19 protein-coding genes and 1 riboswitch are annotated in these 22,636 nt (G+C 63.3%); of the genes, 10 read left to right on the forward strand and 9 right to left on the reverse strand.

The features are described from left to right. Window positions 1-94: 94 nt before the first annotated feature. Window positions 95-335: riboswitch (cobalamin riboswitch) on the reverse strand. 66 nt (window positions 336-401) lie between these two features. Further along, the gene (locus BMX92_RS03965) at window positions 402-3,797 is read right to left on the reverse strand and encodes an acyl-[ACP]--phospholipid O-acyltransferase (protein ID WP_256213259.1); all 3,396 of its coding nucleotides are present in this window, start codon (window positions 3,795-3,797) and stop codon (window positions 402-404) included. Between the two features lie 288 nt (window positions 3,798-4,085). Between BMX92_RS03965 and BMX92_RS03970 the strand changes: the two genes are divergently transcribed. Then, the gene (locus tag BMX92_RS03970) at window positions 4,086-4,679 is read left to right on the forward strand and encodes a TetR/AcrR family transcriptional regulator (protein ID WP_093012188.1); all 594 of its coding nucleotides are present in this window, start codon (window positions 4,086-4,088) and stop codon (window positions 4,677-4,679) included. A 98-nt stretch (window positions 4,680-4,777) separates the two neighbouring features. Here BMX92_RS03970 and BMX92_RS03975 read toward each other — a convergent pair whose 3' ends face one another. Next, window positions 4,778-6,952 carry a TonB-dependent siderophore receptor gene (locus BMX92_RS03975; RefSeq protein ID WP_093012191.1) on the reverse strand — a complete coding sequence of 725 codons (2,175 nt, stop codon included), beginning with the start codon at window positions 6,950-6,952 and terminating at the stop codon, window positions 4,778-4,780. 187 nt (window positions 6,953-7,139) lie between these two features. Next, complete coding sequence (locus tag BMX92_RS03980; protein WP_093012194.1) at window positions 7,140-7,445, reverse strand: plasmid stabilization protein; 306 nt, start codon at window positions 7,443-7,445, stop codon at window positions 7,140-7,142. A gap of 119 nt (window positions 7,446-7,564) precedes the next feature. On the opposite strand from BMX92_RS03980, the gene BMX92_RS03985 reads away from it, so the two are divergent. The 5 genes from BMX92_RS03985 to BMX92_RS04005 all read left to right on the forward strand — a co-directional run bounded on the left by BMX92_RS03985 (window position 7,565) and on the right by BMX92_RS04005 (window position 11,074). Next, window positions 7,565-7,897 (forward strand): hypothetical protein, encoded by a 333-nt coding sequence (locus tag BMX92_RS03985; protein ID WP_093012626.1) that lies wholly within the window; start codon window positions 7,565-7,567, stop codon window positions 7,895-7,897. Next, window positions 7,894-8,133, forward strand: coding sequence for a hypothetical protein (locus tag BMX92_RS03990; RefSeq protein ID WP_093012197.1), 240 nt, complete (start codon window positions 7,894-7,896; stop codon window positions 8,131-8,133). Before BMX92_RS03985 ends, BMX92_RS03990 begins: the two co-directional genes overlap by 4 nt. 112 nt (window positions 8,134-8,245) lie before the next feature. Continuing rightward, window positions 8,246-9,175: a DUF808 domain-containing protein gene (locus BMX92_RS03995; RefSeq protein WP_093012200.1), complete on the forward strand. Its 930-nt coding sequence runs from the start codon at window positions 8,246-8,248 to the stop codon at window positions 9,173-9,175. A gap of 176 nt (window positions 9,176-9,351) precedes the next feature. Continuing rightward, window positions 9,352-10,662: an MATE family efflux transporter gene (locus BMX92_RS04000; protein ID WP_256213275.1), complete on the forward strand. Its 1,311-nt coding sequence runs from the start codon at window positions 9,352-9,354 to the stop codon at window positions 10,660-10,662. 91 nt (window positions 10,663-10,753) lie between these two features. Then, window positions 10,754-11,074, forward strand: a complete 321-nt coding sequence (locus BMX92_RS04005; protein ID WP_093012206.1) for a hypothetical protein — start codon at window positions 10,754-10,756, stop codon at window positions 11,072-11,074. Between the two features lie 52 nt (window positions 11,075-11,126). On the opposite strand, the gene BMX92_RS04010 is transcribed toward BMX92_RS04005, so the two are convergent. Then, window positions 11,127-11,897 (reverse strand): ABC transporter permease, encoded by a 771-nt coding sequence (locus BMX92_RS04010; protein ID WP_093012209.1) that lies wholly within the window; start codon window positions 11,895-11,897, stop codon window positions 11,127-11,129. Beyond that, the gene (locus tag BMX92_RS04015) at window positions 11,894-12,826 is read right to left on the reverse strand and encodes an ABC transporter ATP-binding protein (protein WP_093012212.1); all 933 of its coding nucleotides are present in this window, start codon (window positions 12,824-12,826) and stop codon (window positions 11,894-11,896) included. The genes BMX92_RS04010 and BMX92_RS04015 overlap by 4 nt, the downstream gene beginning before the upstream one ends. Window positions 12,827-12,977: 151 nt before the next feature. Between BMX92_RS04015 and BMX92_RS04020 the strand changes: the two genes are divergently transcribed. Next, entirely contained in the window at window positions 12,978-13,601 is a 624-nt protein-coding gene (locus BMX92_RS04020; protein ID WP_093012215.1) for an RcnB family protein, read from the forward strand. Window positions 13,602-13,673: 72 nt separating this feature from the next. Here BMX92_RS04020 and BMX92_RS04025 read toward each other — a convergent pair whose 3' ends face one another. Both BMX92_RS04025 and BMX92_RS04030 read right to left on the reverse strand, forming a co-directional pair. Then, a complete protein-coding gene (locus BMX92_RS04025) occupies window positions 13,674-14,303 on the reverse strand; it encodes a class I SAM-dependent methyltransferase (protein WP_093012218.1) in 630 nt (209 codons plus the stop codon). 93 nt (window positions 14,304-14,396) lie between these two features. After that, on the reverse strand, window positions 14,397-15,299 hold the full coding sequence (locus tag BMX92_RS04030; protein WP_093012629.1) for a LysR family transcriptional regulator: 903 nt from the start codon (window positions 15,297-15,299) through the stop codon (window positions 14,397-14,399). A gap of 122 nt (window positions 15,300-15,421) precedes the next feature. Between BMX92_RS04030 and BMX92_RS04035 the strand changes: the two genes are divergently transcribed. The 3 genes from BMX92_RS04035 to mmsB all read left to right on the forward strand — a co-directional run bounded on the left by BMX92_RS04035 (window position 15,422) and on the right by mmsB (window position 18,792). After that, complete coding sequence (locus BMX92_RS04035) at window positions 15,422-16,576, forward strand: acyl-CoA dehydrogenase family protein (protein WP_093012221.1); 1,155 nt, start codon at window positions 15,422-15,424, stop codon at window positions 16,574-16,576. Window positions 16,577-16,685: 109 nt separating this feature from the next. Continuing rightward, the gene (locus BMX92_RS04040; RefSeq protein WP_093012224.1) at window positions 16,686-17,777 is read left to right on the forward strand and encodes an enoyl-CoA hydratase/isomerase family protein; all 1,092 of its coding nucleotides are present in this window, start codon (window positions 16,686-16,688) and stop codon (window positions 17,775-17,777) included. 130 nt (window positions 17,778-17,907) lie between these two features. Next, window positions 17,908-18,792 carry a 3-hydroxyisobutyrate dehydrogenase gene (gene mmsB / locus BMX92_RS04045; RefSeq protein ID WP_093012227.1) on the forward strand — a complete coding sequence of 295 codons (885 nt, stop codon included), beginning with the start codon at window positions 17,908-17,910 and terminating at the stop codon, window positions 18,790-18,792. Window positions 18,793-18,887: 95 nt separating this feature from the next. Here mmsB and BMX92_RS04050 read toward each other — a convergent pair whose 3' ends face one another. After that, window positions 18,888-20,117 carry a dipeptidase gene (locus tag BMX92_RS04050; RefSeq protein WP_093012232.1) on the reverse strand — a complete coding sequence of 410 codons (1,230 nt, stop codon included), beginning with the start codon at window positions 20,115-20,117 and terminating at the stop codon, window positions 18,888-18,890. After that, a complete protein-coding gene (locus BMX92_RS04055; RefSeq protein WP_093012235.1) occupies window positions 20,117-22,492 on the reverse strand; it encodes a TonB-dependent receptor in 2,376 nt (791 codons plus the stop codon). Before BMX92_RS04055 ends, BMX92_RS04050 begins: the two co-directional genes overlap by 1 nt. Between the last annotated feature and the right edge of the window lie 144 nt (window positions 22,493-22,636).

Genomic DNA, 22,636 nt, shown 5'->3' on the forward strand with positions numbered 1-22,636 from the left:
CAGCGACCGACGCACGGTTTCAAAGGCGGCCCCCGCCGCTCTTTCGTCGCTCAGACGGAGTGATACCGTGCCATGGCCATCCCCTGGACCAGGGCAAGAGCGACCAGACGCCGGCAGGTCTCCTGGCTCGCGGGTCGACGCTTGACGCATGGCCTTCCCGGGCCTCGCAGGATTTAGCGTCCGGCCCAGTGGCTGCCTTCCTTATTTCAGAAAGGCCTATGCATCGCACTCACCGCTTACAGTTGCAGGGACAGCCGCGGATTTGGGGGCGATATCCCCCGCACCGCATTCCCTTTTAAAGCCCCTCACGGGGCACCGGCGCGATCGGCGGCCGACGGGTAAACCCATCGGCCGGGGCCGGGCATAACGCTGCATCACGCGCTTGCCAAGCCAATGGCGCTTCAGCTCGCCGCCATCGCATTCATGCTGACATAGTCCAGCTTGCCCGTGCCGAGCACCGGCAGCGCGTCCAGTTCGCGAATGTCGCGCGGAATGGCGAGTTCGGTGACGCCATTGGCGCGACCCCAGGCCTGAAGATCGCCCGCCTTCGCTCCTTTGCGCGTGGTGAACAGCACCAGTTGCTCGCCCTTGCGCGCGTCCGGCCGGGTGACGACCGCATGTTCGGCATCAGGCCAGAGCGCGGCGGCATAGCCCTCCACCGCTGGCAGCGACACCATTTCGCCGCCAATCTTGGCAAAGCGCTTGGCGCGTCCCCGGATCGTGACGAAGCCTTCGCCATCGATGGTGACGATATCGCCGCTGTCGTGCCAGCCTTCCTCCGGCGGTTGCAGCACGCCCGGCGCATCGGCCTTCATATAACCGGCCATGATGTTGGGGCCACGAATAGACAGGCGACCACCTTCCGTAATGCCCGGCACATCGTCCAGCTTCGCCTCGATCCCCGGCAGCAGGCGGCCCACCGTGCCCGCGCGGAAATGCATCGGCGTGTTGACCGCGATCACCGGCCCGGCCTCGGTCGCGCCATAGCCCTCCAGGATGCGCAGGCCGAACTTGTCGGCATAGGCCTTGCGCGTTTCGTCCCGCACCCGCTCGGCCCCGGCAAAGATGTAGCGCAGCGAATAGAAATCATAACCATGCGCCATCCGCGCATAGCCTGACAGGAAGGTGTCCGTGCCGAACAGGATCGTGGCATTGCTGTCATAGGCCAGCGCCGGCACGATCCGGTAATGCAGCGGACTGGGATAGAGCAATGTCTTCACCCCGTGCAGGATCGGCAGCAACGTGCCGCCGGTCAGGCCGAAGCTATGGAACACCGGCAGAGCGTTCAGCACCATGTCCGAATTGTTGAAATCGATCCGCGCGGCCAACTGGCGGCAATTGGACAGCAGGTTGCGGTGGCTCAGCACCACGCCCTTGGGCAGTCCCTCCGATCCACTGGTGAACAGGATTACCGCCGGCGCATCGGGCACGATGCGCAACCGCTTATGCGCCCGCCCGGCAAAGCGGCTGGCGATCAGCGCGCGCAGCTTCGCCCCGGCGCCAATGGTCGCGCCGATATCCTCCAGCCAAAGGATGGTCAGCCCCTCGGCCTCCAGCGCGGCGACCACTTCGCCCAGCTTCGCCTGATCGACAAAGGCGCGGGCGGTGACGATCGTGCGGATCTGCGCCGCGGTGCAGGCCGCCTTCAAATTGGTGAGGCCCGCCGTATAGTTGAGCATCGCCGGCACCCGGCCATGCGCCTGCAAGGCGAAGAAGGTCGCGACCACAGCCGCCACATTGGGCAGCAGCACGCCCACCGCCTCCCCCTGACGGCTCGCCGCCGCCAGTGGGCGACCGAGCGCCAGACTGCCCACGACCAGTCGGCCATAGCTCATCGGCTCGCGCTTGATATCCTCCACCACGGGCGCCTTGCCCCCATGGATATGCCGCGCCTCCAGCAGCGCCTGAAACAGCGTCTCTTCCGTCCGCGACGTGGCGAAGATCATCGCGCTCATCTCGTCATAGAGGCGGCGACCGGCGATGGCGCGACGCGCCCGCGCCGTCATCTCACCCTCAATGCTGAAACGGCGGGGCGGCAGCACGGTCAGCTTGATCTTGGGGAAGCTGCGCAGCCGCACCTTGCCGCGCAGGCGCGAGAAGGGCGTAAATTGCGCGCCGTCGATCCGCACCGGGATGATCGGCGCGTCGGCCTTGTCGGCGACCATGCCCGGACCATCGAATATCTTCATCAGCGCGCCGGTCACGGTGATGCGCCCTTCCGGGAAGATAACCAGCGTCCGCCCCTCGCGCACTGCCTTCACCATCGCCTTGGCCGCCATCGGATTGGTCGGATCGACCGGGAAGGCATCGAACAGCGGCAGGAAGGGCTTGATCCACCAGGCCCTGGCAATGCGGGTATGCACCGCAAAGGTCGGCTTGCCCGGCAGGAAGGCGGCGAGCAGCAGCCCGTCGAGGAAGGACACATGGTTGACCACGACCACGGCAGGCGTACCCACCGCCGGCATATTCTCCGCGCCCGACACCTCGACCCGATAGAGCAGGCGCAACAGCCCCCGGAACAGCGACTTGATGACGGTTTCGGGCAACAGCCAGCAGGAAATCAGCGCAATGGTCAGCGTCGCAAAGCCCAGCGTGCCGATCACGCCGGGCACGCTCTCGCCGCGCGCCAGCATCAGCGTTACCACCAGCACCACGGCCACGCTGACGGCGGCATTGACGATGTTGTTCGCCGCAATGGTGCGCGACCGTTCCTCGCGCGGGGCATGGGTCTGAAGGATCGCATAGAGCGGCACAATGAACATGCCCCCGGCAAAGGCGATGCCGAACAGGTCGAACAGGATGCGCCAGCTTCCCGCCGACGCGACGAAGGCGGCGATGCCCGCTTCGTCGCCCTGCGGCACATAGGCGCTGGTCGACAGCCACAGATCGATCAGGAAACCGGCCAGCGCCAGCGCGGACAGCGGCACGAAGCGGGCCGACACCTCACCGCGCAGCAGCCGGTTCACCAGCAACGATCCCAGCGCGACGCTCAGCGAGAAGACCAGCAGAAACAGGGTGGCGACTTCCTGCCTGGCATGCAGCACGCCGCTCACCAGCGGCGCGAATTGCGCCAGCAGCACGGCGCCCATGCCGAAGAACCAGCTGATCCCCAGGATGGACAGCCACACGCCGCGCCCATGGCGCGCCGCCTTCAATATCTGCCAGGTGCTGCGGAATATATTGGGATCGATCCGCAGCCCCTTCGCCACCGGCGGCGCAGACGGGACGGCAAGGCTGGCAAGGAACCCCAGCAACGCAACGCCGACCGCGACAAGACCCGCCGTCTGTGCGGAAATCACCCCGGCCAGCAACTGCCCGCTCAGGATCGCCAGGAACGTACCCGCCTCGATCAGGCCCGTGCCGCCCATCATTTCCTGTGGCTTCAGATGCTGCGGCAGGATCGAGAATTTGACCGGCCCGAAGATCGTCGAATGCAGCCCCATCAGGAACAGGCAGGTCAGCAGCAACGGCACCGATTGCAGCCAGAAGCCGATCAGCGCCAGCGCCATGATGACGATTTCCGCCGCCTTGACCGCCCGCACCAGCTTCGCCTTGTCCCAGGCGTCGGCAATCTGCCCGGCCAGCGCGGAAAAGAGGAAATAGGGCAGGATGAACAGGCCGGTCGCGATCGTCGCCAGCAATTCCGCCTTGCCCGGCTCCGCCCGGAACAGGACGAAATTGGCCAGGAACAGCAAAGCGAATTTCAGCAGATTATCATTGAACGCCCCCAGAAACTGGACGACGAACAAGGGCGCAAAGCGCCGTTTTCCCAACAAAGACAGATCAGGTGCGGACATGAACAATACCCCTCATGATCAAGGCCATAAGCGTGAAGTAATGACGAGACGTTAATCGGTGTCAGCGCGCAGATACCGATTACGATCGCGGTCGATCAGACAGGAACGGTCCAGCGAAACCCTGCTGGCGTTTGCGACAGCGATAGCGACACCAACCGGGATCAAAAGCAGCGCAACCAGCATGACAGACCTTTCATTCGCCATGGAGGACTGCTGGATAAACCGGAATTGAACACTGATCAATTAAAATATTAGACAGTGATCAATTAAATTTCTAAACCGGCTCTCATGGGCAGACGATCCGACCATAGCCGCGCCGAACTGGAGGGGCTGATCCTGGAGGAAGGCCATCGCCTGATGGCGGAGGTCGGCTTTGCGCGCTTTTCCGCGCGGGAGGTGGCAAAGCGGATCGGTTATGCCGTGGGCACGCTCTATAATGTGTTCGGCAGCTACGATCTGCTGCTCGCCGCGATCAACACGCGCACCTTTGAGCTATGGGCCGCGCATCTGGAAGAGCGACTGACATCGCCCTCGACCGATCGGATCGCGGCGCTGGTGCAGGGCTATTTCAGCTTCGCCGCCGACAATTTCAATCTGTGGACGGCGATCTACGACCATCGCCTGCCCGCCGACATGGCGATGCCCGACACGCTCGCCATCCGGCGCGGCGGCCTGACCGATGTGGTGGTGCGCGAAGTCGCGGCGATATTGCCCCACGAAACCCACCATCAGGCGCCCCGACTGGCGCGCTCCCTGATCGCGACGGTGCATGGCCATTGCACCTTCGCCCTCAACGGCAGCTTTCTGTTGCTGGGGGAGACGGAACCGCTCGAACTGGCCATCGCGCGAGTCCGGGAATCGCTCTCTGCGGCCATCGCCTGATACTCTTTTGTCATCCCCCGCAGTCCTGTGACCGAACGCAAAAGAGCGCCCTCCCATCGGGGAGGACGCTCTTCAACGACCGATCAACCGCGCAGCGATCAGAACTTGTAATTGGCGCCGATCGTGAAGTTGCGCGGCGCGCCATAGCGATACTGGCTGAAGAAGCCCATCTGGCTGTAATATTTCTTGTCGAACAGATTTTCGACATTCGCCTGAAGCTGCAACTGCTCGCTCACCGCATAGCGCGCCATCAGGCTGACCAGCGTATAGCCGTCCTGCTGAAAGCGGAAGGGGGCAGCCGTGACCGGGTTCAGCCCCTCCGAATAGGCCTTGCTGCGATAATTGATGCCGCCGCCCACGGTCAGGCCGGCCAGCGCACCCGGCAGATCATAGGTGGTGAAGATCTTCAGCAGCTTGCGCGGCTGGTTGGTGTTCGCGGCGACGCCGTCGCCATCTTCCGCCTTGAACTGGCTGTAGCTGGCGTTGACATTCCAGCCCGGCAGCGGCTGGCCGGTCGCTTCCACTTCGAAGCCCTTGCTGGTCACGCCTTCGGCCGCGATATAGGTCTGCTGCGGTCCATTCGGGGTGATGATGACGTCGCCGATCTGGCCGACATTATCCTGTTCGATACGGAACAGCGCGATGGAGGTTTGCAACGCATCGCCGAAGAAGCTGCTCTTCAGACCAATCTCATAGGCGTTGCCATCCAGCGGATCGAGCAGGCGCAGATTCCGGTCGAACAGATTCTGCGGTTGGAAAATCTTGGTATAGCTTGCATAGACGCGATGGTTGGGCGTCACATCATAGAGCGCGCCGACATAGGGGATGAACACGTTGTCGTCGCCATAATCGCTCGGCCCGCTCCAGGCGAAGCCCCGCTGATTCCAGCTGGAAATGCGGCCGCCCAGAATGACCTTGAACGGCTCGGCCACGTTCAGGCGGAATGCGCCATAATAGCCGGTCTGCTCGATCCGCTCCTGTTCATTGCGCACGGCGGTCGTGCCCCAGATTGGTTCTTCAAAGTCCGCGCCGCCCGCGCCGATCACCGGGACGTTCGTCTGCCAGTTGTTCAGCCCTTCGCCCCAAGCCGGGTTATTTTCGGTGTTGGGCGCGACATAATTGTCGGTGTGGCGCTTCAGCACGCTATGCAGCGCGCCTACCACGATCTCGTGATCGCGACCGAACAGGGTGACGGCCCCCTTCAACTGGGCGTCGATGCTGTTCTGAACGCTGTCGCTCTTCGACTTATAGGGGTTGCTACTCTCGATCGTGCCGGTCGCCCGATCCACATTGCCGTAGAGATAAAGAAGCTGGGTATCGCCGGTATTCTTCAAGCGGTTGTAATTGACCGTCAGGTTCCACTTGTCGCCAAATTCCTGACGCACGGTGGCGAAGATATTCTGGTTGGTGCTGTTCCAGTAGGTCCAGTCCGCCGCCGTGCTCTGCGACCGGGCCAGATCGGTGGTCGTGCCGTCGGTGTAGAAAGTCGGCAGCGCCCCCCAGGTCGCGCCCTTGGGCTTTGTGTCCTGATGGCTCATGCCCACGCGCACCAGCGTCGTGTCGGTCAGGTCAGCATCGACCACGCCATAGAGCACCCACTTCTTGCGCTTCTGAATGTCGATATAGCTTTCGCCTTCCTCATAACGGCCCACAAGCCGCGCGCGGATGCGACCGTCCGACGTCAGCGCACCGGCCACATCGGCCGACAGGCGCCAGGTGTTCCAACTGCCAATGCTGGCACTGGCATAGCCGGTCAGGTCCGTGGCGTCGGCATGTTTGCGCACCAGATTGACCGAAGCGGACGGATCACCCGCACCCGACAACAGGCCGGTCGCGCCGCGCACGATCTCGACACGCTCATAGATGGACACATCGATGCTGGTTTCGCCATTGCCGCCCGCCAGCGTCCAGGCCGCCGGAACGCCATCGACCTGCGTGTTGCGGATTTCGAAGCCGCGCGCGTAGAAATTGTTGCGAACATCGTCGACCTCGTTGGCGGACACGCCCACGCTGTTGACGATCACGTCCTTCACGCTGATCAGATTCTGGTCGAGGATGCGCTGCGCGGTCATGATGCTGACCGACTGCGGCGTTTCCTGCACGGTCAGGCCCAGTCCCGTCGCCGTGTCGATCTTGTTGGGCAGCGTATAGGTGCCGGTAACGACGATCTCATCTTCCGTCGGCGCGGCGTCAGCCGGCGTCTGCGCCGCTGCCGGCATGGCCGTGATCGCACCCAGCGACGCACCGAAGAGAAGAAAATATGTCCGTACCATTGCAACCCCCGTTCTAAAGATCACGAACGGGCTGCCCTTGTCCCCCTGCCGGTCAGATACCGTGGCAAGGGGCCGGCCCGCTTTCGGGCGCGGCATTAGTGCTAATAATAATGTTTCGCAATATTAGGTTTAAAATTTCAAGCGTCGCAATATCAAAAACTGCGCAGAGTCACCTTATTGCCACAGCTCAGCCCGCCGCCCGTTTCCGCCGGGTTTCCCACCCCTTGCGTGCCGCCGCAGACCGATCCGCCGCGCTTCTGCAGGCCGAAGTTTCACCGCCCTTGCGCCCACCCTTGCGCGCCGACGCATGACTTTCCGGCTTGCCACGACCGGAACCGGACTTGTTGCCGCCGCCCGAATCCTTGTTCACCGTGGCCCAGGCCCGCGCCACCGCCTCCTCATGGTCGACGCCACGCTCTTCATAACTCTGCTCGATATGCGCGGCCTTGCGCTTCTGCTTGTCGGTATAGCGGCTCTTGTCACCCTGCGGCATCCCATGTCTCCTATGATCGCCCCGTCCCTCCCAAACCCCTCTCCCTCCGCTATGTTCATATCGATGCGCCATCGTCACGATGGCGGGGAACGGCCGCCCCCGGCATGCGTTTCACCCCCATGGAAGAACGTTCCCTGATCGAGCGACTGGCCCGCCACCTCGCCGCGTCGCAGCCGGACAACTGGCCCGCCCGCGTCGAGGATGCCGGCAGCATCCTTGCGCTCATGAAAGAACCCGACAGCGCGATGCGTATGGCGGGCGATGCGGCGATATGGGCGACCATGATCGACGCGGCGTTGCGCGAACGCTGGTCGCTCCCCCAACCCACCGGAACCGAAGCGGCGGCGGACGGCGCTGACGAGGAAGGCGAAATCAGCCTTGCCCCCGAAGCGGTGGGCCATGATCGCGCCGACTGGGTCCATCTCCATCACGGACAGGAGAGAAAAGCATGAAGGGGCTGGTCAAACTGGCCATCGTCACCGGCCTTGGCGCATTGGCGTTCAAGGGCTGGCGCGAATGGATGGGCGAAGGCGACACCGCCGACATGGATGAGATGGAGGCCGCCGGCCTCAGCGGCTATATCCGCGATGCCGGTCCGCAGCAGGGCATCAGGCCCGGCCAGTGGGACAAGGTCGACGAACAGTCCGACGAGAGCTTCCCCGCCAGCGATCCGCCCGGCAACTACTGACCCTCTTTTTCCAATCGTCGCAATCCATTGCTCCCCCGATGCACGCTCTCTATGAGGCAGGGCCAGGGGCCTCATCACCCGCAACGGGGGCCCGTAACAGGGGATTGAATTTATGCCTTCGGGTCTGATCGCGCTGCTCGATGATGTGGCGGGCATCGCCAAGCTGACGGCAACTTCGCTGGACGATGTCGCCGCCGCCGCCGGCCGGGCCGGATCGAAGGCCGCCGGCGTGGTCATCGATGATGCCGCCGTCACCCCCAAATATGTCATGGGCCTTACTCCCGATCGCGAACTGCCGATCATCTGGAAGATCGCCAAGGGCTCTATCCGCAACAAGCTGGTTTTCCTGCTGCCTGCCGCCCTGCTGATGAGCGCCTTCGCGCCCTGGCTGCTGCCGCCGCTGCTGATGCTGGGCGGCGCCTTCCTTTGTTTCGAGGCAGCGGAAAAGCTGCTCGAAGCCTTTCAGGGCGGCCATGACGTCGCGGAGGAAGCGGTCAAGGCGCACAGCAGCGCCGATCTGGAAAATCAGAAAGTGTCCAGCGCCATCCGCACCGACTTCATCCTGTCGGGCGAGATCATGGCCATTTCGCTCGGCACCGTGGCGAGCGAACCGGTATGGGAACAGGCGCTGATCCTGGTCGTTGTCGCCATCCTGATCACTGCGGGCGTCTATGGCGTCGTCGGCCTGATCGTGAAGATGGACGATATCGGCCTGCATCTGGCGAAGAAGGATGGTGCCGGCACACAGGCGATCGGCCGCAGCCTGGTGAAGGCGATGCCGGTCCTGATGTCGATCCTGGCCGTGGTCGGCACCGCCGCCATGCTCTGGGTCGGCGGCGGGCTGATCGTCCATGGCCTGCACGAATTTCATATCGACCTGATCCCCGGCACGATCGAGCATGTCGCCCAAAGCGCAGCCCATGCCGTGCCCGCGATCGGCAGCATCCTGCACTGGCTGGTGACAGCCATCGGCGGCGCGATCGTCGGACTGGTGGTCGGCGGCATCATCGTCGCCGCGCTGCATCTGTTCAAGAAGCACTGAGGCCTTTATGAACGCCGTGCTCCTGCGCAAGCAGGAGCCTAGGGCGACAGACCATGACGTCCGACCCTGGGCTCCTGCTTGCGCAGGAGCACGCATTCTTTGTCTGGACCAGCACCGTGACCCATCCTTCCCCCTGGCGCATAGAGGCCAGCGCGCTGATCGCGCTCGCTCTGCCGATGATCGCGGGCAATATCGCCTGGTCGGCCATCGCCGCCAGCGACCTGCTGCTGCTCGGCCGCCGGGGCGCGGAAAGCGTGGCCGCAGGCGCGCTCGCCATCAACCTGTTCCACGCCCTGCTGCTCTTCGGCATGGGCCTCGTCACCGCCGCCTCTCCCCTTATCGCCAGCGAACGGGGCCGCCGCCGCCACAGCGTGCGCGACGTGCGCCGCACCGTGCAGCAGACGCTGCGCGCCGCCCTCTTCTTCGTGCTGCCCGCCTGGGCGCTGCTCTGGGAGTGCGAGACGATCCTGCTCGCCATGGGGCAGGATGCCGATCTGGCGCGGGAGGCCGGACATCTGATGCACGGCTTGCAATGGGCGCTGCTGCCCTTCCTTGGCTTCACCACCCTGCGCAATTTCATCGCCGCGCTGGAACGGCCGATCTGGGGCCTCATCATCATGCTGGCGGCAATCCCGGTCAATGTGCTGATGGGCTGGGCGCTGATCTTCGGCCATCTGGGTTTCCCGACGCTCGGCCTGTTCGGCGCGGGCCTTGCCAGCACCCTTTCCTCCTGCTTCCTCTTCTTCGGCCTGCTGACCGTCATCCTGATCGATCGCCGTTTCCGCCGCTATCGCCTTATGGGCCGCTTCTGGACCCGTGATCGCGAACGGCATCGGCAGGTGTGGGCGCTCGGCCTGCCGATCGCGATCACGCTCGGCTTCGAAACGACGGTGTTCAACGCCTCGGCTTTCCTGATGGGCCTTATCAACCGCGACTCGCTCGCCGCCCATGCGGTCGCGATCCAGATCGCCGCTCTGGTCTTCATGGTCCCGATGGGTATCGGTCAGGCCGCAACCATCCGGGTCGGCATCGCCTATGGCCGCCGCGATCATGCTGGCATCGGCCGCGCCGGCTGGCTGGCGCTGATGATCGGGACCGGCTTTGCCTGCTGCGCCGCCGCTCTGCTGATCCTGATGCCGCGCACTTTGGTATCGGCCTTCCTCGACCTGTCCAACCCGGCAAACGCCCGCACCGCCAGTCTGGCGGTCAGCTTCCTTGCCGTCGCCGCCCTGTTCCAGCTTGTCGACGCGGCGCAGGCCGTGGGGGCCGGCGTGCTGCGCGGGATACAGGATACGACGGTACCGATGATCTTCGCCCTGATCGGCTATTGGGTCGTGGGCATTGGCGTGGGCACCCTGCTCGCCTTTCCGCTGCATATGCAGGGTGTCGGCATCTGGCTGGGCCTTGCCAGCGGCCTTGGCGCGGTCGCCCTGCTGCTGATCACCCGCTGGAGCCTGCGCGAACGGCTGGGCCTGCTGCCCGCCTGAACGGTTTATCGCACTGATTGCACAACAGAAACATGGTGCGGCGCACAAAGCAATTGAAAGAATCAGCAAAATCGGTCAGGGAAAGCCAATCATGCAAGCCCCGACCGAGATTTTTGAAGCCATCGCGCTCCAGAAGTGCCTGAAGGTGACCTATAATAAAATGGTCGTCACGCTGGCGCCGCACATCCTCTATACGCGCCACGATGAATTGTTCATCGACGCCGTGACCACTGACCGCAACGGCACGCCTCCGCGCGAGCTGAAGCTGGGCACGTTCAAGCTGGTCGGGCTGTCGGACATTCAGGTTCTCGATGAAAATTTCGAGGCGATGTACGGCCTCTACAATGAAACCGACGACAAATATAAGAATGTGACCCTGTTTGCCGTCACGCCCGAAAGCCAGGCTGCCTGAAAGGGTACAGCCTGACCGGTGATTAAAAGCGGGCGGCCAATGGCCGCCCTTTTCATTTCTTCAGCCTGTATCCGGTGCGGAACATCCAGCCGATGATCCCCAGGCACAGCGCCATCATCCCCGCCACGAACAACAGGCTATATTCGATAGCCACGTCGCCCCGGCCGAAGAAGGTCCAGCGGAAGCCGGAGATAAGATAGACGATCGGGTTGAACAAAGTCATCGTCTGCCACGGCTGCGCCAGCATGTGCACGGAATAAAAGGCCCCGCCCAGAAAGGTCAGCGGCGTCACCACCAGCAGCGGGATCACCTGCAACTGCTCGAATCCCTGCGACCAGATGCCCAGGATGAAGCCGAACAGGCAGAAGCTGATCGCGATCAGCAGCATGAAGCCCGCCATCGCAAGCGGATGGGCGACATGGATGTCGACGAACAGATGCGCCGTCGCAAAGATGATCGTCCCCACGATCAGCGATTTGGTCGCCGCCGCGCCGACATAGGCGATCACCGTCTCCGTCGCGGAGATCGGCGCCGACAGCAATTCATAGATGGTGCCGCTATATTTGGGCATATAGATGCCGAAACTGGCGTTGAAGATGCTCTCCGTCAGCATCGACATCATGATCAGGCCCGGCACGATGAACGCGCCATAGGCGATGCCGTCCACCTCCGTCATGCGCGATCCGATCGCCCCGCCGAACACCACGAAATAGAGCGTTGTGGTGATCACCGGCACCAGCAGCCCGGTCAGCAAGGTGCGACGAAAGCGATGCAACTCAAATTTGTAGATCGCGGCGATGGCGCGAAAATTCTGGAGGCTCATGCCGCCTTCTCCTGATGCACCAGTTCCACGAAAATATCTTCCAGGCTGCTCTGCCTTGTGTTCAGATCCTTATATCCGATCCCCAGGTCGCCCAGCCTGCGCAGCAGCGACGACACGCCGGTCCGTTCCGCCTGCGTATCGAAAATATATTCCATCTCATGCCCGTCCGCGCCCAGCGTGACATGCCATTCGCTCAGTTCGGCCGGCACCGTCGTCAGCGGATCGGCCAGCACGATGGTCAGCGTCTTCTTGCCCAGCTTCTTCATCAGCGCGGTCTTTTCCTCGACCAGCATCAGTTCGCCGCGATTGATCACCCCCACCCGGTCGGCCATTTCCTCGGCCTCCTCGATATAATGGGTGGTCAGGATGATGGTGACGCCGGTCTGACGCAGTTCGCCGATCAGCTTCCACATGTCCCGACGCAGTTCCACGTCCACGCCGGCGGTCGGCTCGTCCAGAAACAGCACGCGCGGCTCATGGCTCAGCGCCTTGGCGATCATCACGCGCCGCTTCATGCCGCCCGACAATTCGATGATCCTGTTGTTGCGCTTGTCCCACAGCGACAGATCGCGCAGCACCTTCTCGACATGGGCCTCGTCGCGCGGCAGGCCGAACAGCCCCCGGCTCAGGCGCACCGTGTCGATCACCCGCTCGAACTGGTCGGTGTGCAATTCCTGCGGCACCAGCCCGATCGCGGTGCGCGCGCCGCGATAGTAGCGCACGATATCATGCCCGGCCACGGTCACGCTGCCGCCGCTCGCCCGCGCGATGCCGCAGATGATGGAGATCATCGTCGTCTTGCCCGCGCCGTTCGGCCCCAGCAGCGCGAAAATCTCGCCTTCCTCGATATTCAGGTCGACGCCCTTCAGCGCCTCGAAGCCCGACGCATAGCGTTTCGTCAGGCCCTTAATTTCTATGATGGATGCCATGGATGGCTCTGCCCCTTTTGCGTTGCGGCAAAGATAGGGCGGCAACCCCGCTATGCAACCGCCGCGCGCACCGCCGCCATCAAAAGCAAAGTCCATTGCCGCCTTTCCTGCGCCGGTCTAGCATCGCCGCCCGTCATGCGGAGTAGGCATCATGAAAAAGCCGTTGCTGTTCCTCTCGATTGCGCTCGTCATCGCCCCCGATCTCGCCCTCGCCCAGCAACAGCAGCATCAGGGCAACCAGCCCCGGCCAACCACCCGCCCCGCACCGCAGCCTCCTAAACCGCAACCACCTCGCCCCGGTGGTCCATCCGTCCAGCCACCTCGACCGGGTGGCCCGGCCATCCAGCCGCCCAGACCCCAGCCACCAAGGCCGCAACCACCCCGTCCCGGCACCGGCGGCCCTGCCATTCAGCCGCCTCGCCCCGGCCATGGCGGTCCCGCCATCCAGCCGCCGCGTCCCGGTCGGCCGCAACCGCCGCGCCCGGTCAAGCCGCAACCGCCCCATCGCCCCGGCGCCGGACGCCCGCCTAATTTCCGGCCGATGCCCGGTCCCGTCTTCCGCTATCCGCACGGCTATCGCTATCGCCGCTGGTCGATCGGCCTGCTGCTGCCGTCGCTCTTCCTGTCGTCGCGCTATTATTATGACGATTATGCCCGCCTCGGCATCGGTGCGCCGCCCTATGGCTATCGCTGGGTGCGCTATGGCCCGGACCTGCTGCTGGTGCGGATCAGGACGCGCCGCGTGGTCGACGTGATCTACGGCGCCTTCTACTGACCGAAACGAAAAAGGGGGCCGCATCACCCGATGCGGCCCCCTTTTCGATTATCCGGTCCTATTCGCCCATTCCTACTCACCACGCCGAAAGAAGCGAAACACCGTCGCGGGCGGGAAATTCCGCACCGTCTGGCCGACCCGCTCCACATCCAGTTTCAGCGCGTCGATGATCTCGCGGCTCACCGGCGGGCGCATGGAATAGGTGAACTGCACGAAGCTGCCGCCCGGCTTCAGCATGCGGAAGGATTCGGACAGAATATCATGGTGCATGCCCCGGTCCATCGCCAGCAGCGGCAGGCCGCTCACCACGATCTGATAGTCGCCCGGCTCCCCGGCGGTCGCGGTCGACACGATCTGCGCGGGCGTTTCCAGCACGGCCACCTGCGGAAAATGCCGCCGCAATCCGCGCGCGAAGGCCGGGTTGATCTCCACCACTTCCAGCTTCTCGGCCGGCAGCCCGGTTTCCAATATGGCGCGGGTGAACACCCCGGTTCCGCCGCCCAGTTCCAGCACGCGGCCATCCTGCGGATCGATCTTCGCCACCATCAGCCGTGCCAGATGCCGACTCGACGGCACCACCGATGCGGTCTGGCGCGGCTTCTTCACCCAGGCGGCCAGAAAATCGAGATATTCGGTGGCGCGCGCACGGAATTCGCCATTCTGCACGGCGATCACGCGGCTGCGCTTGGGCTTATGCTGCATGTGCGAGATGCGACCGTCTAACCATTACGACTCCCTTAGCGAGACGGAAGCGCCACGTCGATTGACTTTCGCGCGATTGCGAGCCGGATGGCATCATCCGGCGTCCTGGAAATCGCGCAAACCGGATAATGTGTCGACCCTTTCCTTGAGCCAATCGGCCACCGCGCCGATCCGCGCCAGCCGCCGCATATCATCCTGCATCACCAGCCAGAAACTGCGGACGATCTCCACCTTGTCGGTCATCAGCGGCATCAGCCCAGGGTCGCGCCGCCCGATAAAGTCCGGCAACACGCCGATCCCCGCGCCCTGCACGATCATCCGATGCTGCATGATGATGCTGGTCGATCGCAGATGCGCCTCCAGCCCGGCCTCCACCTCGTCCAGATAATCCAGTTCGGGCGAGAAGATGAACTCCGGCACATAGCCGATCAGCGTGCAATCGCGCAGATCGGCGGGCTTGCCCGGCCGCCCGACCCGCTCCAGATAGGCGGGCGAGGCATAAAGGTGCAGCCGATAATCGCCCAATCGCCGCACCGTCAGCCGCCCGCGCTGCGGCCGCGCCAGCATCACCGCCATGTCCGCTTCCCGGTTCGACGGATTGAGAAAGCCCGAAGCGGTGATCAGGTCCAGCCTTATGCCCGGATGCCGCCGGTTGAAATCCCCCATGCCCGGCGCCAGCACCCAGGCGCCAAAGCCCTCCGCGACCGACAGCCGCACCTGTCCGCTTAAGCGATGCTCCTGCCCCTGCACTTCCTCCATCGCCGCCAGCGCCGCGCTTTCCACGCCCTCCGCATGGCGCAGCAGCGCCTGCCCGCGCGGCGTCAGCGCCCGCTCGCCCCCGGCCATTTCGAACAGGTCGGCCTCCAGCGCCTTTTCCAGCCGCGCCAGCCGCCGCGCGATCGTCGTGGCGTCGATCCCCAGCGTCCGCGCCGCCGGCGCCACCTTGCGCGCCCGCGCCACCGCCAGAAACACCCGCAGATCGTCCCAGTCGAACATCGGCCCATCCTGCAAATTTGCAGCGCGTTCATGCACAACTTCCCCATTGCTGGCAATATCGCTAGATTGCTAAGAGAGAGGCAAGATACAGATCCTGTCGCGCGGCAGGACGGAAGGAGAGCATGACCCAATTCGACCTGACCGACGATCAGCGGGCGATCCAGGAAATGGCGCAGCGCTTCACCGCCGACGCGATCACGCCGCATGCCGGCGAGTGGGATGAAAAGCATATCTTCCCCCGCGACACCATCCGCGCGGCGGCGGAACTGGGCTTCGGCGGGATTTATGTGTCGGAAGAAGCAGGCGGCATCGGCCTTGGCCGACTGGAAGCGGCGCTGATCATGGAGGCAATGGCCTATGGCTGCCCCTCGACCAGCGCCTTCATCTCGATCCATAATATGAGCGCCTGGATGATCGACCGTTTCGGCAGCCAAGCGCTCAAGGACAAATATCTCCCCGATCTCGTCCCCATGACCCGCATGGCGAGCTACTGCCTGACCGAAGCGGGCGCAGGGTCGGACGCCGCCGCGCTGAAGACGAAGGCGGTCAGGGCCAGTGACTCCGAGGGCGATCATTATGTCGTCACCGGCTCCAAACAATTCATCTCCGGCGGCGGCGAGAATGACCTTTATGTCGTCATGCTCCGTACCGGTGAGGACGGCCCCAAGGGCATTAGCTGCCTCGTCATCGAAAAGGACATGCAAGGCGTCAGCTTCGGTGCGCAGGAACGCAAACTCGGCTGGCATTCGCAACCCACCGCGCAGGTCAATTTCGACGGCGTCCGCGTGCCGGTCGAAAATCTGGTCGGGGCGGAGGGCGAAGGCTTCCGCATCGCGATGATGGGTCTGGACGGCGGCCGCCTCAATATCGGCGCCTGCTCGCTGGGCGGCGCGCAACGCTGCATCGACGAAAGCGTCACCTATACCAAGGATCGCAAACAGTTCGGCCAGTCCATCGCGGACTTCCAGAACACCCAGTTCACGCTGGCCGACATGCAGACCGAACTGGAGGCCGCCCGCACCCTGCTCTATGCCGCCGCCGTCAAGGTGACGGAAAACGCACCGGACAAGACCCGCTTCGCCGCCATGGCTAAGCGTTTCGCCACCGACACCGGATCATCCGTGGTCGACCGCGCGCTGCAACTCCATGGCGGCTATGGCTATCTGATGGACTATCCCATCGAACGCTTCTGGCGCGACCTGCGCGTGCACTCCATCCTGGAAGGCACCAATCAGGTGATGCGCATGATCGTCGCGCGGGACATGTTGCGCGGATGATTTAGTAATCCGTTCGCCCTGAGCCTGTCGAAGGGCTCTGCCGAACGAAGTGAGGCCTTCGCTCCGCTCAGGCGGAGGCTTCGACAAACTCAGCCCGAACGGAGTTGATATGACCGACCAAGTCCTGACCACAATCGAAAACGGTGTCGGCCGCATCCGCCTCAACCGGCCAAAGGCGATCCATGCCCTCACGCCGGTCATGTGCGAAGCGATCAACGACGCGCTGCTTGGCTGGGCGCAGGATGACAGCGTCATCGCGGTCATGATCGACCATCTGCCCGCCGCCGACGGCGATCCCAAACTTTCGCGCGGCTTCTGCGCCGGCGGCGACATCGCCCTGATCGCCAATAGCGCAAAGGCCGACTGCGTCGAGGCGGAACGCTTCTTCCATGTCGAATATCGGATGAACCATCTGCTGTTCGTCTACCCCAAGCCGATCGTCGCCTTCATTGACGGGATCGTCATGGGTGGCGGGGTCGGCATATCGCTGCCCGCCCGCTTCCGCGTCGCCACCGAACGCACGACCTTCGCCATGCCCGAAACCGGCATCGGCCTGTTCCCCGATGTGGGCGGCGGCTGGTTTCTGCCGCGCCTGCCCGGCCGGGTCGGGGCCTGGCTGGCGGCAACCGGATCGCGCATCGACGGGTCGGATTGCGCAGCGATCGGCATCGCCACCCACTATATCGCCTCCGACAGGCTGGACGCGATCAAGGCTCGCATCCTCGCCGATCCGCTGGGTCTGGGCGACATATTGGACGAAAATGCGCAGACGCCGCCCCCCTCGAAGCTGGAAGCCCATCGCGCCGAGATCGATCGCCTCTTCGCCTCTGACCGGGCCGAGGACATCATCACCGCGCTGAAAGCCGATGGCGGAGAATGGGCGACAAAACAACTGGCCGTGCTCGCCACCAAATCCCCCCAGACGATCAAGGTCGCGCTGCGCCAACTGGTCGAGGGCGCGAACAAGGCCAGCTTCGCCGACAATATGGCGATGGAATATGGCCTTGCCTGCGCGATCATCCGCCGACCCGATTTTGTCGAGGGCGTGCGCGCGGTGATCTTCGACAAGGATAATGCCCCCCTCTGGTCCCCGGCCACGCTGAAGGACACCAGCGACGCGATGATCGACGCGATCTTCGCGCCCCTGCCACCGGAGAAACAATGGACCCCGCTACCGGGCGTGGAGCCGGGGATGGGCTGACCTGTCCTATTTGGCGGGTGAGGGCTATGCTCGGCACAGCTTCCCCGCCTTTCCGATAGGATCAGGACCACGCAATAAAATGTCATAATTCACGGGAAATATGCGAAGTTAAGCGGGAGAGAATAGAGTCATGACCCAGACGATCGCCTTCATCGGCCTTGGCAATATGGGCGGCGGCATGGCCGCCAATCTGCTCAAGAATGGCTATGCCGTGCGCGCCTTCGACCTGTCGGAAGAGGCGCTGGCCAAGGCGCAAAGCCATGGCGCGGTCCGCGCCGCCAGCGCCGCCGATGCAGTCGCCGGCGCCGACGCGGTGGTCACGATGCTCCCCGCCGGCAAGCATGTCGAAAGCGTCTATGCCAATGAAGTCTTCGGCGCGGCAAAGCCCGGCGCGCTCTTCCTCGACTGCTCCACCATAGACGTCGCCACCGCCCGCCGCGTGATCGAGGCGGCCGTCGCCAAGGGTTTCGAGATGGTCGACGCCCCGGTTTCGGGCGGCATCGCGGCGGCCAATGGCGGCACGCTCACCTTCATGGTCGGCGGCACCGACGCCGCCTTCGCCAGCGCCAAGCCGATCCTCAGCGCCATGGGCCGGGCGGTGATCCATGCCGGCGGCGCGGGCAATGGTCAGGCGGCCAAGATCTGCAACAATATGCTGCTGGGCGCCACCATGGTCGCCACCTGCGAAACTTTCGCCATGGCCAGAAAGCTCGGCCTCGATCCGCAGACCTTCTACGATATCAGCAGCGTATCGTCGGGCCAGAGCTGGTCGATGACCAGCTATTGCCCCGTCCCCGGCGTCGGTCCGCAGTCACCGTCCGACAATGGCTATCAGGGCGGCTTTGCCGTCGGCCTGATGCTGAAGGATCTGAAACTCGCGACCGAAGCCGCCGCGCTGGTCGGCGCCTCCGTGCCCATGGGCAATGCCGCAGAATCCCTCTACCAGCTCCTCGCCAATCAGGGCGAAGCCACCCGCGACTTCTCCCTGATGATCGAGATGCTGGAAGGAAAATAACCCCTTTCCCGTGCTCCTGCGAAAGCAGGAGCCCAGGGCGGCAAGTCCCCACCCGGCAAATCTGGGCTCCTGCTTTCGCAGGAGCACGGATCGCCCTACTTCCCCTTGCCCGCCTCCGCCGCAGCCAGCACACGCAGCACATTGCCGGACCAGATCTTCTCCAGATCGGCCTGCGTGTAACCCGCCTTCAGCAGCGCAGCGGTAATCTTGGGCAGGTCGACCACATCTTCCAGGCCGACCACGCCACCGCCGCCGTCCCAGTCCAGCCCGATGCCGACATGTTCCGGCCCAACGACCTTCAGCGCATGCAGCATATGCGCCATGAAATCGTCGAAGGTCGGCCGGTCGGTATCGGGATAGAGCTTGTCGATCTCCTGCCGCTGGGCCAGCAGTTCGGCCCTCTTCTCCGGCGACAGCTTGGCATCCTCCCGCATCTGGCCATAGAGCGCCATCAGCGCCTTCTGCCGCTCCGGATTGGGCTTGGACGCGCGCAGATAGCTGCCATAGGCGTTCATCTGGATGACCCCGCCCTTGGCCGCCAGCGCTTTCAGATGCTCGTCATCGATATTGCGGGGATGGTCATAGACCGCCTTGCACCCCGAATGGGTCAGCAGCACCGGCGTGGTGGAAAGCGCCAGCAGATCGTCCAGAACCTGATCGCTGCTGTGCGACGCATCGGGCACGATGCCCAGCCGGTTCATCTCCTTCAGCAATTCCTTGCCCAGCGGGCTAAGCCCGCCATAGCGCGGCTTCTTCGACGGATCGGTCGAACTGTCGGCAAACTGGTTATGCGCGAAATGGGCAAAGCCCGAAACCCGCACGCCCATGTCGTAGAAGGTCTTGATCAGCGACACGTCCTCGCCCAGCGGATAGGCATTCTCGATCGACATATAGACGATGTGCTTGCCCGACGCCGCGATCGGCGCGGCGTCCTTCGCTTCCAGCGCCAGCGTGAAATTCGCCGGGTCCGCCGCCACCATGTTGCGGATCGAAAGCCCGCGCAGGATCGCAAAGTCGCGCGCCTTGCGGAACCCCTCGATCGTCAGCGGCCCCTGCCCCGTGTAGATCGCCCAGAAACCGCCATCCAGACCGCCCTTCTTCATCCGAGGCAGATCGACCTGAGTGAAGTCGCTATGGACACCATGCTCCTCCTCGATCGACCAGCCCGGCAGATCGAGCGAAGCCGGCGTATCGAGATGGCTGTCGAGCGTGATCAGCTTCTGGTGCAGTTGATAGACCTGCTTGGTCACAACCGGCGCCTCCGCTTGCGCGGTCAGCGGGAGCAGCGCGACGATCGCTGCCCCCATCATCAAAACAGTCCGCATCAAATTTCACCCGAGATCGTGAACTGGAAGGTGCGCGGCGACTGGGGACGGAAATTGCCGTCGCCCGAAACCACCGGCGAGATATAGGAGAGCGTATCCTTGTCGAACACATTGTCCAGATTGAACCGCGCCTTCACACCCTTGACCGGGCCCAGGGTGATGCCATCGCCAATGTCGACATAGGCGCTGAAGATGGTGAATCCCGGCACGCTCGATCCCGCCGTATTGACCAGCGTCGACCAACGCTTGCTAGTATATTTGCCGCTGAAATTGGCGACCAGCCAGCTGGCAGGTTCGATCGTCACGCCCCCGTTCACGATCCACTTGGCGCTGTCGGGCAGATATTTGCCGGCCAGTTGCGTGCCATTGGGCAAGTCGTCCTGGAACTTGGCATGGTTGTAGGTGGCGTTGAGATTGAAATAGGCCAGGCCATGCAGGAAGGCCGGCTTGTAGGTGCCGGTAAATTCGGCGCCATAGGCCTTCACGCCACCGACATTGGTATAGACCGATTCCAGCACGGTGCTGCCCGCCAGCGGGACGGCCGTTGCGGCGATGCGGTTATCAAACTTGGTGTAGTACAGCGCCAGCGCGCCGTAGAATTCCGACTGGTTGGTGCGAATGCCCAGCTCGAAATTCTTAGACCTTTCCGCCTGCGGCTTGGGCGCGACCACACCCGTCGAAGGCACGACGGAATAGATATCGTCCAGCCCCTTGGGCAGAGCGGTATTTTCCGCATAGGAGGCGAAGACCTGCGACCGGCCATCCAGCTTGTAGATCAGGCCCGCCATCGGCAGGAAGCCATCCGTATAATTGGCTGAAGCACCATGCTGACCCCAGCCAGCCACATAGTTGGGCGCGGCGGTTGTCCCGATATTGCGATAATAGTCGGCATAGTCGCGATAGCCGAAATAATGATAGTCCATCGACAGCGCCTTGAAGCCGACGTCGACGATCAGCCTGTCGTCAAGGAACTTGGCCGTGTCCTTCAGGAAGGCCTGTGTGATGTTGCGTTCGCTGCGATAATCGCGCCGCAGGAACACCAGCGAATCCAGATCGGCCGGGCTGGCAGGCGAACCATCCGTCGTGTTGTAGCGGGCCTGCGTGCGATGATATTGGTCAAGCTCGGCCCAGGCCCCTGCCTCGATGCTGTGATTGCCGATATCGATATGGAACTTGCCCGTGATGCCATAACGGTTGCCGCCAACGCCAGAGCGACCGAACTGCGTCCCGCGCGGCGCATTGACCGGCAGGCCGATGGCCGATTGCCCGGTATAAATGGCAAGGCTGTTGGCATAGCTGTCCGGCGACACGCCATAACCGCCCTTGTCTTCCCAATAGGCGGTCGTTTCGAACCAGGCATTATCCGCCACGCCCAGATGGACGGTGCCGCCATAGAGCTTGTCCTTGCGAACGTTGATGGCGAGGTTGTAGCTGTTGATATAGGCCGAATTCGAATAAGCCACGCCAGCCGCGGTGGGTGCGAAACCGGGCGTCGTGTTGGGCGGCGCAACGATGTAGCCGATGTCGCGACCCGTGCCGCTGCCGTAGAAAATCGGAGTGGCCGAATTATACTGCGCCCGCGTCAGCGTGGGCGAGTCATAGTCGAAAAAGTCGTTCGACACGAATTTGAACCGCGCCCAGCTATCGCCGCCCAGATCGGCATGAAGCTGCGCTTCCCAATGTTCGCGGTCCACAGACCCTTCGCCGCGCCACAGGTCACTGTCCAGCTTCGTACGGCTGACATAGGCCTTGAACGGACCGATCTTGCCCGTATTCACCCGGATGAAAGTGCGCTTCAGATCATTGTCGCCAAAGCTCTGCGACACGAACAGACCCATCTGGTCCTGCGGCTCGATGCTATTATAGCTGATGACCGGACCAAGGGAGGAATAGCTGGGCAGGCCAACGTCGCCCGCACCGACCGATGCTTCCACGCGACCCAGATTTTCATTGTCGACATAGCGGAACACCGGGCTGCCGCCAAAGGCATCGCTGCGGCCGGTAGGAATGCCGTCGACGATGAAGCCGATCTGATCCAGATTGAAGGCGCGGCTCTGAACGCTGTTGCCGAACTCGTAGAGGCCGAGCGGCCCGTCCGTCTGCACGTTGAAGCCGGGCAACTGCTCCAGCATCTTCAGGCCCGAAATGCCCGACGGCGCGGACAACAGGGCGTCGCGCGTGATGCCCACGGTGTTCGTCACCTTGTCCTGACCGATCGCCTCAGCTGACAGCGAGATGCGGCGGCCGGTTACGGTGATGCTGCTGTCGTCGCCTTCAGCGGCCTCCTGCGCATAGGCGGTGCTCAGCGCGCCACAGGCGCAAGCCAGCAGCAGCGCGGCGCGCGCGGAAAGACGGATGGACGAGGATACGGACATTCAAAGGCTCCCTTTTTCACAACGCGACGGCAGACAGGTCGCACCGGGCGGTGCGCCTCTCCCCGTGACTATTCGCGTTTTCTTGTGAAACGAGAGTGCCGGGCAACTCCGCCACGGACCAATGAGAATTTCTCAGTCCGTGGC

Origin of the sequence: Sphingobium sp. YR768 (assembly GCF_900111125.1) — a bacterium.
In the GTDB taxonomy this organism is placed as follows: domain Bacteria; phylum Pseudomonadota; class Alphaproteobacteria; order Sphingomonadales; family Sphingomonadaceae; genus Sphingobium.

What these genes read in the sequence shown, in the direction of transcription:
- BMX92_RS04035 (WP_093012221.1), top strand. Translation starts at nt 15,422, where the DNA reads ATGACCCAATTCGACCTGACCGACGATCAGCGGGCGATCCAGGAAATG.
- BMX92_RS04020 (WP_093012215.1), top strand. Translation starts at nt 12,978, where the DNA reads ATGAAAAAGCCGTTGCTGTTCCTCTCGATTGCGCTCGTCATCGCCCCC.
- BMX92_RS04015 (WP_093012212.1), bottom strand. Translation starts at nt 12,826, where the DNA reads ATGGCATCCATCATAGAAATTAAGGGCCTGACGAAACGCTATGCGTCG.
- BMX92_RS03995 (WP_093012200.1), top strand. Translation starts at nt 8,246, where the DNA reads ATGCCTTCGGGTCTGATCGCGCTGCTCGATGATGTGGCGGGCATCGCC.
- BMX92_RS03985 (WP_093012626.1), top strand. Translation starts at nt 7,565, where the DNA reads ATGGAAGAACGTTCCCTGATCGAGCGACTGGCCCGCCACCTCGCCGCG.
- BMX92_RS04055 (WP_093012235.1), bottom strand. Translation starts at nt 22,492, where the DNA reads ATGTCCGTATCCTCGTCCATCCGTCTTTCCGCGCGCGCCGCGCTGCTG.
- BMX92_RS04025 (WP_093012218.1), bottom strand. Translation starts at nt 14,303, where the DNA reads ATGCAGCATAAGCCCAAGCGCAGCCGCGTGATCGCCGTGCAGAATGGC.
- BMX92_RS04000 (WP_256213275.1), top strand. Translation starts at nt 9,352, where the DNA reads ATGATCGCGGGCAATATCGCCTGGTCGGCCATCGCCGCCAGCGACCTG.
- BMX92_RS04005 (WP_093012206.1), top strand. Translation starts at nt 10,754, where the DNA reads ATGCAAGCCCCGACCGAGATTTTTGAAGCCATCGCGCTCCAGAAGTGC.
- BMX92_RS03975 (WP_093012191.1), bottom strand. Translation starts at nt 6,952, where the DNA reads ATGGTACGGACATATTTTCTTCTCTTCGGTGCGTCGCTGGGTGCGATC.
- BMX92_RS04040 (WP_093012224.1), top strand. Translation starts at nt 16,686, where the DNA reads ATGACCGACCAAGTCCTGACCACAATCGAAAACGGTGTCGGCCGCATC.
- BMX92_RS03980 (WP_093012194.1), bottom strand. Translation starts at nt 7,445, where the DNA reads ATGCCGCAGGGTGACAAGAGCCGCTATACCGACAAGCAGAAGCGCAAG.
- BMX92_RS03990 (WP_093012197.1), top strand. Translation starts at nt 7,894, where the DNA reads ATGAAGGGGCTGGTCAAACTGGCCATCGTCACCGGCCTTGGCGCATTG.
- BMX92_RS04030 (WP_093012629.1), bottom strand. Translation starts at nt 15,299, where the DNA reads ATGTTCGACTGGGACGATCTGCGGGTGTTTCTGGCGGTGGCGCGGGCG.
- BMX92_RS04050 (WP_093012232.1), bottom strand. Translation starts at nt 20,117, where the DNA reads ATGCGGACTGTTTTGATGATGGGGGCAGCGATCGTCGCGCTGCTCCCG.
- mmsB (WP_093012227.1), top strand. Translation starts at nt 17,908, where the DNA reads ATGACCCAGACGATCGCCTTCATCGGCCTTGGCAATATGGGCGGCGGC.
- BMX92_RS04010 (WP_093012209.1), bottom strand. Translation starts at nt 11,897, where the DNA reads ATGAGCCTCCAGAATTTTCGCGCCATCGCCGCGATCTACAAATTTGAG.
- BMX92_RS03970 (WP_093012188.1), top strand. Translation starts at nt 4,086, where the DNA reads ATGGGCAGACGATCCGACCATAGCCGCGCCGAACTGGAGGGGCTGATC.
- BMX92_RS03965 (WP_256213259.1), bottom strand. Translation starts at nt 3,797, where the DNA reads ATGTCCGCACCTGATCTGTCTTTGTTGGGAAAACGGCGCTTTGCGCCC.